The organism is Caballeronia sp. Sq4a, from assembly GCF_023170545.1.
In the GTDB taxonomy this organism is placed as follows: domain Bacteria; phylum Pseudomonadota; class Gammaproteobacteria; order Burkholderiales; family Burkholderiaceae; genus Caballeronia.
Map to the genome: position 1 here is coordinate 1,904,248 of NZ_CP084250.1, position 12,398 is coordinate 1,916,645.

The 12,398-nt window shown below is 64.9% G+C and carries 12 protein-coding genes; 3 read left to right on the forward strand and 9 right to left on the reverse strand.

From position 1 onward, the window contains the following. Positions 1 to 11: 11 nt before the first annotated feature. The 5 genes from LDZ24_RS09035 to alaS all read right to left on the reverse strand — a co-directional run bounded on the left by LDZ24_RS09035 (position 12) and on the right by alaS (position 5,925). Positions 12 to 449: a thioesterase family protein gene (locus LDZ24_RS09035; protein ID WP_248320176.1), complete on the reverse strand. Its 438-nt coding sequence runs from the start codon at positions 447 to 449 to the stop codon at positions 12 to 14. A 3-nt stretch (positions 450 to 452) separates the two neighbouring features. Beyond that, complete coding sequence (locus LDZ24_RS09040) at positions 453 to 1,601, reverse strand: iron-containing alcohol dehydrogenase (RefSeq protein WP_248320178.1); 1,149 nt, start codon at positions 1,599 to 1,601, stop codon at positions 453 to 455. 96 nt (positions 1,602 to 1,697) lie between these two features. Further along, on the reverse strand, positions 1,698 to 2,753 hold the full coding sequence (locus LDZ24_RS09045) for a low specificity L-threonine aldolase (RefSeq protein ID WP_248322318.1): 1,056 nt from the start codon (positions 2,751 to 2,753) through the stop codon (positions 1,698 to 1,700). A 172-nt stretch (positions 2,754 to 2,925) separates the two neighbouring features. Beyond that, positions 2,926 to 3,162 carry a hypothetical protein gene (locus tag LDZ24_RS09050; protein ID WP_206466657.1) on the reverse strand — a complete coding sequence of 79 codons (237 nt, stop codon included), beginning with the start codon at positions 3,160 to 3,162 and terminating at the stop codon, positions 2,926 to 2,928. A gap of 138 nt (positions 3,163 to 3,300) precedes the next feature. Continuing rightward, entirely contained in the window at positions 3,301 to 5,925 is a 2,625-nt protein-coding gene (alaS, locus tag LDZ24_RS09055) for an alanine--tRNA ligase (protein ID WP_248320180.1), read from the reverse strand. A 268-nt stretch (positions 5,926 to 6,193) separates the two neighbouring features. Between alaS and LDZ24_RS09060 the strand changes: the two genes are divergently transcribed. Further along, entirely contained in the window at positions 6,194 to 7,414 is a 1,221-nt protein-coding gene (locus LDZ24_RS09060) for a CaiB/BaiF CoA-transferase family protein (protein ID WP_248320182.1), read from the forward strand. A 7-nt stretch (positions 7,415 to 7,421) separates the two neighbouring features. Here LDZ24_RS09060 and LDZ24_RS09065 read toward each other — a convergent pair whose 3' ends face one another. Beyond that, positions 7,422 to 7,634: an ornithine carbamoyltransferase gene (locus LDZ24_RS09065; protein ID WP_248320184.1), complete on the reverse strand. Its 213-nt coding sequence runs from the start codon at positions 7,632 to 7,634 to the stop codon at positions 7,422 to 7,424. Positions 7,635 to 7,948: 314 nt separating this feature from the next. Here LDZ24_RS09065 and LDZ24_RS09070 point away from each other — a divergent pair, with 314 nt between their 5' ends. Together LDZ24_RS09070 and LDZ24_RS09075 are read left to right on the forward strand one after the other, a co-directional pair. Next, positions 7,949 to 9,658 (forward strand): glutamine--tRNA ligase/YqeY domain fusion protein, encoded by a 1,710-nt coding sequence (locus tag LDZ24_RS09070; RefSeq protein WP_248320186.1) that lies wholly within the window; start codon positions 7,949 to 7,951, stop codon positions 9,656 to 9,658. Positions 9,659 to 9,734: 76 nt separating this feature from the next. Then, on the forward strand, positions 9,735 to 10,652 hold the full coding sequence (locus LDZ24_RS09075; protein ID WP_248322319.1) for a transporter substrate-binding domain-containing protein: 918 nt from the start codon (positions 9,735 to 9,737) through the stop codon (positions 10,650 to 10,652). 14 nt (positions 10,653 to 10,666) lie between these two features. On the opposite strand, the gene LDZ24_RS09080 is transcribed toward LDZ24_RS09075, so the two are convergent. From LDZ24_RS09080 to LDZ24_RS09090, 3 genes are all read right to left on the reverse strand, one after another. Then, entirely contained in the window at positions 10,667 to 11,128 is a 462-nt protein-coding gene (locus LDZ24_RS09080) for an NUDIX hydrolase (protein WP_248320188.1), read from the reverse strand. A gap of 22 nt (positions 11,129 to 11,150) precedes the next feature. Then, positions 11,151 to 11,549 (reverse strand): RT0821/Lpp0805 family surface protein, encoded by a 399-nt coding sequence (locus LDZ24_RS09085; RefSeq protein ID WP_248320190.1) that lies wholly within the window; start codon positions 11,547 to 11,549, stop codon positions 11,151 to 11,153. 155 nt (positions 11,550 to 11,704) lie between these two features. Next, on the reverse strand, positions 11,705 to 12,160 hold the full coding sequence (locus LDZ24_RS09090) for a hypothetical protein (protein WP_248320192.1): 456 nt from the start codon (positions 12,158 to 12,160) through the stop codon (positions 11,705 to 11,707). Between the last annotated feature and the right edge of the window lie 238 nt (positions 12,161 to 12,398).

Below are 12,398 nucleotides of genomic sequence, written 5' to 3' on the forward strand. Positions count from 1 at the left end.
ACACGAGAACCTCAGGCGTTGACGAGCGGCTTCAACGCATCGACGAGAGGCGCGGGCAACGGCACCGGCTTGCGCGTCACGCGATCCACGTACACATGCACGAAATGCCCTTGCGCGGCCGCCTCGTCGGAGCCCTCCGCGAAGATGCCGACTTCATAGCGCACGCTCGACGTGCCGAGCCGCTCCACGCGCAAGCCCGCGTCGATGCGTTGCGGAAACATCAGCGGCGCGAAGTAACTGCAGCGCGTCTCGACGACGAGCCCGATGGTCTCCCCTGCGGTGAAATCGAGCACGCGGTTGCGCAACAGATACTCGTTCACCACCGTATCGAAGTAGCTGTAATAGACCACGTTATTGACGTGTCCATACACGTCGTTGTCCGACCAGCGCGTGCTGATCGCGAGAAAGTGCGGGTAATCCGCTCGCGTGGTTCGAACCGGCTTGGTCATGGTTCAGAGCGATTCCATCAGCATGCGGCGATAGTCGTCGGCGCTCGCCTCGCGCGGGTTGGTCTTGTGGCAATGGTCCGCGAGCGCGCCCTTCACCACTTTGTCGAACATGCTTTCATCCACGCCCATCTGCGAGAGACGCGTCGGCAGGCCGAGGCGCTCGGTCATGTCGTGAAGCGCCTGCGCGACATCCGCGTTATCCGCGAGGTTCATCACGCGGCGCATGCGCTCGAAACGGCGCTCGGCGACGACGGTCGGCGCGCTCTCGTTGAAGCGCAGCACGGCGGGCAGAACGACCGCGTTGAGCGTGCCGTGATGCAGCGACGTGCGCCCGTTCACCGCGAGGCCGCCCAGCGGATGCGACAGCGAATGCACGCAGCCGAGGCCCTTCTGAAACGCCATCGCGCCCTGCATGGACGCCGACATCATGTTGAGGCGCGCGTCGCGGTCCTGACCGTCGCGCGTGGCCCGCTCGATGTTCGCCCACGCGCGTTCGAGCCCGTCCAGCGCGATGCCGTCCGCGGGCGGATTGAACGCCGGCGCGAGGAACGTCTCGATGCAATGCGCGATCGCGTCCAAGCCGGTCGCGGCGGTGAGGCCGGGCGGCAGGCCGAGCGTGAGCGAAGGATCGCAGATAGCGGATTTCGGCAGCAGGTGCCACGAATGAAAGCCGAGCTTGCGCCCGTCGTTCAGGATGATGATCGCGCCGCGCGCGACTTCGCTGCCGGTGCCCGATGTGGTCGGCACCGCGATGAGCGGCGCGGCGCGCTCGGTGATTTTGCCGCTGCCGCCTTCGATGGTCGCGTAGTGCGTGAGCGGTTCGTCGTGCGTGGCGGCAATCGCGACGCCCTTCGCGAGGTCGATCGACGATCCGCCGCCGACCGCGATCAACCCGTCGCAGCCTTCGCGCTTGTACTGCGCGGCGGCTTGCATGACCATCGCTTCGGTCGGGTTGGATGGCGTGTCGTCGAATACGGGCAGCGCACCGAGCTTCGCGCTCTCGATCACGCGCGCGGACAGCCCCGCCGCCGCGACGCCTTTGTCGGTGATGACGAGCGGCCTTTTCATGCCGATGCGCGCGCATTCGCTTTGCAGCATGTCGAGCGAGTCGTAGCCGAGATGGATATGCGTCAGATAGAAGATGAAGGCCATGGCGGGCGGTGGCAGGCGATTAAGGGTGCGGCCATGTTGGAGCCGCGCGGCGAACGTGTCAATCGGGGTCCGCCGCGCGCGCACGCATGCCGGAAATCAGCGGGCCGCGCTAAGCGCGCGCACTTCGTCGGTGAAACGCTCGACGGTTTCCTGCTGCGTGTCCCATGCGCACATCAGCCGGCAGCCGCCCGAGCCGATGAACTGATAGAACCGCCAGCCCTTCGCCCGCAGCGCCGCGGAAACATGCGCGGGCAGTTCCGCGAACACCGCGTTGGCCTCGGGCTTGAACAGCACGTTCACGCCGGGAATGTCCGCGAGGCGTTCGGCCATCAGTTGCGCCATGGCGTTCGAATGGCGGGCGTTGCGCAGCCACACGTCGTCATCGAGCAGGCCGAGCCACGGCGCGGAGATAAAGCGCATCTTCGATGCAAGCTGCCCCGCCTGCTTCAGCCGATACGCGAAATCCGTGGCGAGCGCTTTATCGAAGAATACGACCGCCTCGCCCACCGGCAGACCGTTTTTCGTGCCGCCGAAGCACAGCACGTCGACGCCCGCGCGCCACGTGATCTCGGACGGATGCACGTTCAGCGTCGCCACGGCATTCGCGAAACGCGCGCCGTCCATATGCACCTTCAGATGCCGGCGCTTCGCGATAGCGGCGATCGCGCGCACTTCCTCGACGGTATAGACGGTGCCCACTTCCGTCGCCTGCGTGAGCGCGACCACCTTCGGCTTCGGATAGTGGATGTCGGCGCGTTTCGTGACGAGTTCCTCGATGGCATCGGGCGTGAGCTTGCCGTTCTCGCCCTTCGCCGTGAGCAGCTTCGAGCCGCCGGAGAAGAACTCGGGGCCGCCGCATTCGTCGGTTTCGATATGCGCGAGTTCGTGGCAAATGACCGAGTGATACGACTGGCATAGCGAAGCCAATGCGAGCGAATTGGCCGCCGTGCCGTTGAAAACGAAGAAGACTTCGCAATCGGTCTGGAAGAGTTCGCGGATGCGGTCGCAGACGCGCGCGGTCCACGAATCGTCGCCATACGCGGGCTCGTGGCCGCTCGTGTTGGCCTCGACGAGCGCGGCGAGCGCCTCGGGGCAGATGCCGGCGTAGTTGTCGGAGGCGAAATGCTGGGTGAGTGGCGTGGGCGCTGTCATGGGAATCGCTGTCATGGCTCGTGGCAACGCGCGGACGATATGCGTGACGCGTCCGCGCAATGCCGGCCATTTTAGCGGTTCGGTCGCGCGGGCGCGGTCACGCGATACCGCTCTGTGCGCGCCCGGCGAACGCGAGCGGCAAGCAGGCCGCCAGCCGCCCGCGTGCTACGGCTTACTTGCCGCTCGGCGCGCTGGCTGCCGCTGCCTGTTGAGCCTTCTTGTCCTTCTTGTTGGCTTCGTGATGGCCGATCGCGCAGCCGCCGACCGCGCCCGCCGTGCCATGCTTGCCCGCCACGTGCCCCGCGACGCCGCCGACGGCCGCGCCTTCCATGCAGCCCTTCGCCTGTGCCGCTCCCGTCGAAGCGATCATCGCGGTGGCGAGCAAAACGGATGCGAATGTGCGATTCATGGTTCATCTCCCTTTGTGGTTGGATGAACCGGAGTTGCACGCCGTATGCCTGACAGCTTGTAATCAACAATGAGAACGGCCCGATCGACTTTCGCCGAATCGGGCCGCTTCAGACTGCTTCGCGCGAATGCGCTGCGTTTAGAGCTGTTGCTGCACCCAGCCCGTCACGCCCGCGAGCGCGGCCGGCAGCTTGGCCGGCTCGGTGCCGCCCGCCTGCGCCATGTCGGGACGCCCGCCGCCCTTGCCGCCCACTTGCTGCGCGACGAAGTTGACGAGTTCGCCCGCCTTCACCTTCTTCGATGCATCCGGCGTCACGCCCGCGATCAGGCTCACCTTGCCGCCATCGACCGATGCGAGCACGATCGCCGCGCTCTTCAGCTTGTCCTTCAGCTTGTCGACGGTTTCGCGCAGCGTCTTCACGTCCGCGCCTTCGAGTTCGGCGGCGAGCACATGAACGCCGGAGACGTCCACCGCTTGCGAGACGAGTTCATCGCCCTGGCTCGATGCGAGCTTCGACTTGAGCGCGGCCAGTTCCTTTTCGAGCGACTTCACGTGCTCCTGAACCTGCCCGATGCGCTGCGTCAGTTCCGAGGGCTGCGCTTTCAGCACGCTCGCCGCCGCGTTGATGCGCGCCTCCAGTTCCTGCACGTAGCGCACCGCGTTGTCGCCGGTAATGGCCTCGACGCGGCGAATGCCCGCCGCCACGCCGCCTTCCATCACGATCTTGAAGAAGCCGATATCGCCCGTGCGCTGCACGTGCGTGCCGCCGCAAAGTTCGCGCGAGAAGCCGAGATCGAGCACGCGCACCGTGTCGCCGTATTTCTCGCCGAAGAGCGCCATTGCGCCGCCCTTCACCGCTTCGTCGTACGGCATGACGCGCACGACGCCCGGCGCGTTCGCCAGAATCTCGGCGTTCACGATTTCTTCGACGCGGCGGATCTGCTCGTCCGTCATCGGCGCGTTATGCGCGAAGTCGAAGCGCGTCTTGTCGGCATCGACGAGCGAGCCTTTCTGCTGCACGTGGCCGCCGAGCACTTCGCGCAGCGCCTTGTGCATCAGGTGCGTGGCCGAGTGATTGCGCGCGGTGCGGGCGCGGCGCACGGCGTCGATCTGCGCCTTCACCACGTCGCCGACCTTGAGCGTGCCCTGCGCGACCGTGCCGTGATGACCGACGACATCGGCCTGCACCTTAAGCGTGTCGGCCACTTCGAAGCGCGTCGACGCGTTGACGAGCACGCCCTGATCGCCGACCTGACCGCCCGATTCGGCGTAGAACGGCGTGTGGTCGAGCACGACGACCGCTTGTTGTCCCGCTTCGGCCTGCTGAACCGACGCGCCTTCGACATACAGCGCGACGATCTTCGCGTCGTCGAAAATCTCTTTCTCGTAGCCGTGGAACGTGGTCTTCGCGCCCGAATATTCGAGGCCCTGCGCGAGCTTGAACTTGCCGGCCGCGCGCGCCTGATCGCGCTGGCGGGCCATCGCGTCGTCGAACGCGGGTTCGTCGACCGTCACGCCGCGCTCGCGGCACACGTCAGCCGTCAGATCCAGCGGGAAACCGTAGGTGTCGTGCAGCTTGAACGCCAGTTCGCCGTCCAGTTGCTTGACGCCCTTCTTTTCCAGCTCGGCGAGTTCGCCTTCGAGAATCGACATGCCGTGCTCGATCGTTTCGAAGAAGCGCTCTTCTTCCTGACGCAGCACGTCGGTCACGCGCTGCTGCGCGTCTTTCAGTTCCGGGTACGCCGCGCCCATTTCCGCGACGAGATCGGCCACGAGTTTGTGGAAGAACGCGCTCTTCTTGCCGAGCTTGTAGCCATGACGGATCGCGCGCCGCACGATACGGCGCAGCACGTAGCCGCGGCCTTCGTTGCCGGGAATCACGCCGTCGACGATCAGGAACGAGCACGCGCGGATGTGGTCCGCGATGACCTTCAGCGAGTTGTTCTCGAGATCGGCCGTGTTCGTTTCGCGGCCGGCGGCCTTGATGAGCGTCTGAAACAGGTCGATTTCGTAGTTGCTATGCACGTGCTGAAGCACGGCGGCAAGGCGTTCCAGGCCCATGCCCGTGTCCACGCACTGCTTCGGCAGCGGCGTCATGTTGCCCTGCGCGTCGCGGTTGAACTGCATGAACACGAGATTCCAGATCTCGATGAAGCGATCGCCGTCTTCCTCAGGCGATCCCGGCGGGCCGCCCCAGATTTCCGGGCCGTGGTCGTAGAACACTTCGGAGCACGGACCGCACGGGCCGGTATCGGCCATCTGCCAGAAGTTGTCCGATGCGTAGCGCGCGCCCTTGTTGTCGCCGATGCGGATGATGCGCTCCGTCGGCACGCCGATTTCCTTCGCCCAGATGTCGTATGCTTCGTCGTCTTCCTGATAGACGGTGACGGTGAGCTTCTCCGGCGGCAGCATGTAGACCTTCGTCAACAGCTCCCAGCAATAGTGGATGGCGTCGCGCTTGAAGTAGTCGCCGAACGAGAAGTTGCCGAGCATCTCGAAGAACGTGTGATGCCGCGCCGTATAGCCGACGTTCTCCAGATCGTTATGCTTGCCGCCCGCGCGCACGCTGCGCTGCGCGGTGGTCGCGCGCGTGTACGGCCGCGATTCGGCGCCGAGGAACACGTCCTTGAACTGGACCATGCCCGAGTTCGTGAAAAGCAGCGTCGGGTCGTTGCCGGGCACGAGGCTCGACGAGCGGACGATCGTGTGGCCCTTCGATTCGAAGAACTTCAGGAATTTCTCGCGTATTTCGGCGGCTTTCATGGCGTACGGGGCGCGTCTGCGTTCTCTGATGCGGTTTTTGGTATTGCCCGGCACGGCCTTGCGACAAGGACTTTCGGCCAGGCAGAGGTAATCTTTGATTATACGGGATTCGCCGCGCGGCCCCGCCCGATAACGGCTTGGAGCGAGTCTTCGAAAGTCGTTACGCGCAGTTCGCGTCCGCCCTGCTTTCGCGTCTGCGCGGTTTCGTGCGACAGTCGCGTGAAAGGCAGCCGATCCACCGAACCACATCAAGCGAGCGATATATCGAATGGGAGCACTGAGCCATATCCGCGTACTGGATCTCACCCGCGTGCTGGCGGGACCGTGGTGCGCGCAGACCCTGGCCGATCTCGGCGCGGACGTCATCAAGATCGAGCGGCCCGGAACCGGCGACGACACGCGCCACTGGGGCCCGCCGTATCTGAAGACGCCGGACGGCGAGGACACGCGCGAAGCCGCCTATTATCTGGCGGCGAACCGCAACAAGCGCTCGGTGACGGTGGATATCGCGACCGAAGACGGCCAGCGCATCGTGCGCGAACTCGCCGCGCAAAGCGATGTGGTGCTGGAGAACTACAAGGTCGGCCAGTTGAAGAAGTACGGGCTCGACTATGAATCGCTGAAGCAGGTGAAGCCGGACATCGTCTATTGCTCGGTGACGGGCTTCGGGCAGACGGGTCCGTATGCGCAGCGCGCGGGCTACGACTTCATCATTCAGGGCATCGGCGGGTTCATGAGCATCACCGGCGAGCGCGACGGCCAGCCGGGCGGCGGCCCGCAGAAGGCCGGCGTCGCCATCGCGGACCTGATGACCGGCATGTATGCGACGGTCGGCGTGCTGGCCGCGCTCAGCCATCGCGACAGAACGGGCGAAGGCCAGTACATCGACATGGCGCTGCTCGACGTGCAGGTGGCGATGCTCGCCAACATGAACACGAACTTCCTCGCGAGCGGCAAGCCTCCGGTGCGCTGGGGCAACGCGCACCCGAACATCGTGCCGTATCAGACCTTCCAGACGAGCGATGGCTGGATCATCGTCGCGGTCGGCAACGACGGGCAGTTCCGCAAGTTCGTCGAAGCGGGCGGACGCGCGGAACTTGCGGACGATCCACGCTTCGCGACGAACCCGTCGCGCGTGCGCAATCGTGATCTGCTCGTGCCGATTCTCGCCGACATGGTGCGCGAGCGCGGCAAGCACGCATGGCTCGCGGCGCTCGAAGCGGCGGGCGTGCCGTGCGGGCCGATCAACGATCTCGCGGAAGTGTTCGACGACCCGCAAGTGATCGCGCGCCGGATGCAGATCGACTTGCCGCATCCGGAAGGCGGCGCGGTGAAGCTCGTCGCGACTCCGATCAAGATGAGCGCGACGCCGCCCGAAGCGCGCGCGCATCCGCCGATGCTCGGTGAACACACGGCGAGCGTGCTCGCCGACGTGCTCGGTTACGACGACGGGAAAATTGCGGGACTACGGGCGTCGAAGGCGATCTGAGCAGCGATCAGCGCACGCCCGCGCCGATCAGCCCGCCTGCCGCGGCGCCCGCGACGGTGCCGAGCGGCCCGCCCGTCACGAGATAGCCGAGCGCGCCGCCGGCAGCGGCGCCGACGCCAGCGTGCGCCTGCTGGCGCGACATTCCCGAGCACGCGGCGAGGCTCGAAACGAGCGCGGCGGCCGCGGCGAGCTTGATGGTCGTGGTAGCGATCTTCTTCATGGCTGGGTTCCTTCTTCTGCTTGTGTTGTCGTTGTGATGTCTTTTGTATCCTTCGCCGGGCCGTAGCCCGACGTGGCGAGCCGATCATAAAATCCGCCCGATGCGGCTCACAAGGCGATTTACGTCCCGTTACGGTCGTTACGAAACGGCTCGCGCGCCACCCGCCGGCAGCGAGGCGCAACCCGCCTGCCCGCGCCGGTTGCGTAAGGTAGAATCGACCCAATATTCAGTCATGATTCGAACCCGTTCCGAGCCGCGCGGAACGGCTGCCGAACCGATCACACGCGAGCGCATCCGTTGGCACTCTTTTTCGCATGAACACCGATCGCAACGACGCCCCGGCGCCATCCAATTTCATCCGCAATATCATCGAAGACGACAACCGCTCCGGCAAATGGGCGCAGCGGGTCGAGACGCGTTTTCCGCCCGAGCCGAACGGCTACCTGCACATCGGCCATGCGAAGAGCATCTGCGTGAACTTCGGGCTGGCCGCGGACTACGGCGGCGTGTGCCATCTGCGTTTCGACGACACCAATCCCGAGAAGGAAAGCGTCGAGTACGTGGAGTCCATCATCGACGCCGTGAAGTGGCTCGGCTACGACTGGAACAAGGACGGCCGCGAGCATAAATACTTCGCGAGCGACTACTACGACAAGCTGTACGAGTTCGCCGAAATGCTGATCGCGAAGGGTCAGGCGTACGTCGACAGCCAGAGCGCCGAGGAAATGCGCGCGACGCGCGGCTCGGCCACGGAAGCGGGCATCAACTCGCCGTATCGCGACCGCACGCCCGAAGAAAACCTCGACCTCTTCCGCCGCATGAAGGCGGGCGAGTTCAAGGAAGGCGAGCACGTCCTGCGCGCGAAGATCGACATGGCCTCGCCGAACTTCAACATGCGCGATCCGGTCATCTATCGCATCCGCTTCGCGCATCACTACCGTACCGGCGACACGTGGTGCATCTACCCGATGTACGACTATGCGCATTGCGTGTCGGATGCGCTCGAAAACATCACGCATTCGCTGTGCACGCTGGAATTCGAAGATCATCGTCCGTTGTACGACTGGTTTCTCGCGCAGCTTGCGAACGACGGCGTCTTCAAGCGTCCGCTGCCGCAGCAAATCGAGTTTTCGCGCCTGAACCTCACGTACGCGATCACGAGCAAGCGCAAGCTCTTGCAACTCGTGCAGGAGAATCACGTCGATGGCTGGGACGATCCGCGCATGCCGACCATCGTCGGCGTGCGGCGTCGCGGCTTCACGCCGGAAAGCATCCGCCTGATGGTGGAGCGCGTCGGCGTGACGAAGGTCGATTCGTGGATCGACATGAGCGTGCTCGAAGGCGCGCTGCGTGACGATCTCGACGAGAAAGCGCCGCGCGCCATCGCCGTGCTGGATCCGCTGAAGCTCATTATCGACAACTATCCGGAAGGCCAGACCGACGAGTGCAGCGCGCCGGTGCATCCGCATCATCCGGACCGTGGCACGCGCACGTTTCCGTTTTCGCGCGAACTGTGGATCGAGCGCGAGGACTTTCAGGAAACGCCGCCGAAGGGCTACTTCCGGCTGTTCCCGGGCAACAAGGTGCGGCTCAAATACGGCTTCGTCGTGGAATGCACGGGCGCGGACAAGGACGAGCATGGCAACGTGACCGCCGTGCATTGCAACTACTTCCCCGACAGCAAGTCCGGCACGGAAGGCGCGAACGCGTACAAGGTCAAGGGCACGATCCATTGGGTCAGCGCGGCGACGGCCTACCCCGCCGAAGTGCGCATCTACGACCGTCTGTTCAAGGAGCCGCAGCCGGGCGCGGGCGGCGCGGAGTTTCTGGACGCGCTGAACCCGGACTCGAAGCGCGTCGTGAATGCGTATCTGGAGCCGAGCGCGCGCGAAGCCATGCCGGAAGACCGCTTCCAGTTCGAGCGGCACGGCTACTTCGTCGCGGACCGCGTGGATTCGCAGCCGGGCAAGCCGGTGTTCAACCGGATCGTCAGCTTGCGCGACAGCTGGGGCAAGCCGGCGTGATCGCGCGAAGGCTCACGCGCCGAACGAGGACGCCATGAAAGCGCCGCAATCGCCCGCAGTTCGCATCGTCTGCGCGATGTCGGCGGCGCTTGCGCTCGCGTGCCCGGTCGCCCGCGCGGCCGCGGCGTCGGAGATCGCTTCCGCGCAGGCGGCCGTCGACCAGTTGCCGCCCTCGGCGACGCTGCGCAAGATCGCCGAGAACGGCGCCATCGTGCTGGGCGCGCGCGAGTCGTCGGTGCCGTTTTCGTACATGGTGCGGCAGCAGCCGACGGGCTATTCGTATGCCATCGCGCTGAAGGTGGTCGACGAAGTCAAGCGGCGGCTCAACATGCCGAATCTCGCGATCAAGAACGTGGTCGTCACGTCCGCGAACCGCATTTCCTACGTGGTCAACAACCAGATCGATCTGGAATGCGGCTCGACGGCGCATATCGCGGAGCGCGATCCGCTCGTCGCGTTTTCCAATAGCATCTTCCAGTACGGCATCCACATGGCGGTGAAGCGCAAGTCGGGCATTCGCGACTACGCGGATCTCGCCGGCAAGACCGTCGCGACGACGGCGGGCACGTCGGATGAGCGCATCCTTCGACAGATGACGATGGAGCGCAAGCTGAACATGCGCATCATCAGCGCGCGCGATCACGCGGAAGCGTTCGGAGCACTGAAGAACGATCGCGCGGTCGCGTTCGTGATGGATGATCCGTTGCTCTACGGACAGATCGCCGAGCAAGGCGCGGCGCGCAGCGACTATATGGTGACGGGCGAATCGCTCGCGACCGAGACCTACGGCTGCATGATGCGCAGAGGCGATCCGGTGTTCAAGCGCATGGTCGACGACGTGATCGCGAACATGCAGCGCAGCGGCGAGGCCGCGAAGCTCTACGAAGCGTGGTTCATGCAGCCGATTCCGCCCGACGGCATCAATCTGCGATTCCCGATGTCGCCGGAGATGAAGGCGCTCTTCGCGCACCCGAACGACCACCGGGTCGACTAAGGCGCGATTAGGGTTCAGTCGAGCGTTTCGTGCAGTTCCACGAGCGAAAGCGTCGTTTGAAAGAGCCGCGCGAGACTGCGGCTCGCGAAGCGGTCGACTTCCGTGGGACTCACCCAGCGGTACGCATCCATCTCCGGAATCATGGTGCCGTCGCTATAGCGCGGGAAGTACGACTCGCACACACACTTGGCCAGGTCCACTTCATCGTCCGCGACGCGCACCGCGAAGAGGTGCAGGTCCTTGTCGCGCCGATAGACGAAGCGGCCGAGATCCTTAAGATGCGAGAGGCGCTCCGCCGATAGCACGATGCCCGTCTCTTCGACGAGCTCGCGCAACGCCGCGTCGCGCGGGCTCTCGTCCGGATCGGCCTGGCCCTTGGGCACGTCCCAATGCGCGGTTTCGGTCGCATGGCACAGCAGGACGTCGCCCTGTGCGTTCAGAATGACGACCCCGCACGATACGGTGCGGCCGGTCATCGCGCGTTCGCTCCGCTCATGCTCATTGTTTTTTCAGCTTCCATTTGCCGTCGGCTTGCTTGCAGGCGGTCGGGGCCCACGTCTGCGTCTGTCCTTTCGCGTTGGCGACCAGCGTGATCTTGCGGCACTTGAGCCCGTCCGAATCGAACGTGTTCTGCGGCGTCACGGTGCCGTTGATCGGCACGGTGTTGCCGGTGCCTTCGTTGTTCCAGTCGAGCGATTCGCCGTCCTTCTTGGTATCGAGCGCGGTTTGCGCGGCCTTGTTGAGCGCCTGAAGATCGCGCTGCTTCATGTACGTGATCGGCGTGTTGTTCAGAAAGCCCAGGTTGGCCGCGAAAGCACCCGCGCTGGCGACGGCGAACGCGACGGCCACGGTCGTGCGGATGCAGGCGCGAGCGGGCGCTCGATGATGGATCGGCATGAAGATTCTCCTCGTTGCGAAGTCGTGCGGCGCCGGGGGCGTCGACCTTCCCGCTCGCCAGCCGGCGTGCAGCGAGAATAGCATGAGGCGGCGGTCGGTTTTCTGACCGATCTCGGCTCGCTTTCGAGCTCGCGCTTCGTGACACGAGATGACCGCTAGCGCACGAGGTGGCAGGCGAAGTACTCGTCGAGGATATCGGTCATCTGCCATACCGGACAAGGACGGCGACAATGACCGTCGTAGCCCGCTTCTTTCAGCACGGCGAGCGGCTCTTCCGGCAGAAAGCCGCTCATCGCGACGACGAGACGCGTCGAGTCGTCCGGATGCGCCCGGAGCTCGCGGACGAGCGCGTAGTGAGCGCATCCGCCGATGCGCGTGTCGATGAACAGCACGTGCGGATGCCATTCGCTGACGCCGTGTCTGAGTGACGACACGTCGGCGACGAATCGCGCGGGAAAGCCTTTGAGATCGAACAGCTTGACGAGCGACTCGCCGAGCGCGCGCTCCGTCGACGCGACGAGCACGCGCCGCGCATCGCGGTCGACGCGCAGTTGCCTGCGGTTCCATAGCGCGCATTGCGCCGTACTCGATTCGTAGGCTCGTTTGTTCATGCGCCCTCTTTCGCGGATTCAATCGGTGCATCGCGCGCCGCGATGATGCAGGCGCGCACCGCAAGCGAGCGGCGTTTTGGACGTTCGAAGGCGTTGGTCGCGAGGCGCCGCGCGCGTGCGGACTACGGGCAGGAAGCGGGCCAGTTCGATGCGCGAATGATCTGAGCTTGGCGAGCCGCTCGGCGATCCGCTCGATGCATATGACTAAAGGAGCGCGACCCATAGCGATCGCGCCGCC

What these genes read in the sequence shown, in the direction of transcription:
- LDZ24_RS09035 (WP_248320176.1), bottom strand. Translation starts at nt 449, where the DNA reads ATGACCAAGCCGGTTCGAACCACGCGAGCGGATTACCCGCACTTTCTC.
- LDZ24_RS09040 (WP_248320178.1), bottom strand. Translation starts at nt 1,601, where the DNA reads ATGGCCTTCATCTTCTATCTGACGCATATCCATCTCGGCTACGACTCG.
- LDZ24_RS09045 (WP_248322318.1), bottom strand. Translation starts at nt 2,753, where the DNA reads ATGACAGCGCCCACGCCACTCACCCAGCATTTCGCCTCCGACAACTAC.
- LDZ24_RS09050 (WP_206466657.1), bottom strand. Translation starts at nt 3,162, where the DNA reads ATGAATCGCACATTCGCATCCGTTTTGCTCGCCACCGCGATGATCGCT.
- alaS (WP_248320180.1), bottom strand. Translation starts at nt 5,925, where the DNA reads ATGAAAGCCGCCGAAATACGCGAGAAATTCCTGAAGTTCTTCGAATCG.
- LDZ24_RS09060 (WP_248320182.1), top strand. Translation starts at nt 6,194, where the DNA reads ATGGGAGCACTGAGCCATATCCGCGTACTGGATCTCACCCGCGTGCTG.
- LDZ24_RS09065 (WP_248320184.1), bottom strand. Translation starts at nt 7,634, where the DNA reads ATGAAGAAGATCGCTACCACGACCATCAAGCTCGCCGCGGCCGCCGCG.
- LDZ24_RS09070 (WP_248320186.1), top strand. Translation starts at nt 7,949, where the DNA reads ATGAACACCGATCGCAACGACGCCCCGGCGCCATCCAATTTCATCCGC.
- LDZ24_RS09075 (WP_248322319.1), top strand. Translation starts at nt 9,735, where the DNA reads ATGTCGGCGGCGCTTGCGCTCGCGTGCCCGGTCGCCCGCGCGGCCGCG.
- LDZ24_RS09080 (WP_248320188.1), bottom strand. Translation starts at nt 11,128, where the DNA reads ATGACCGGCCGCACCGTATCGTGCGGGGTCGTCATTCTGAACGCACAG.
- LDZ24_RS09085 (WP_248320190.1), bottom strand. Translation starts at nt 11,549, where the DNA reads ATGCCGATCCATCATCGAGCGCCCGCTCGCGCCTGCATCCGCACGACC.
- LDZ24_RS09090 (WP_248320192.1), bottom strand. Translation starts at nt 12,160, where the DNA reads ATGAACAAACGAGCCTACGAATCGAGTACGGCGCAATGCGCGCTATGG.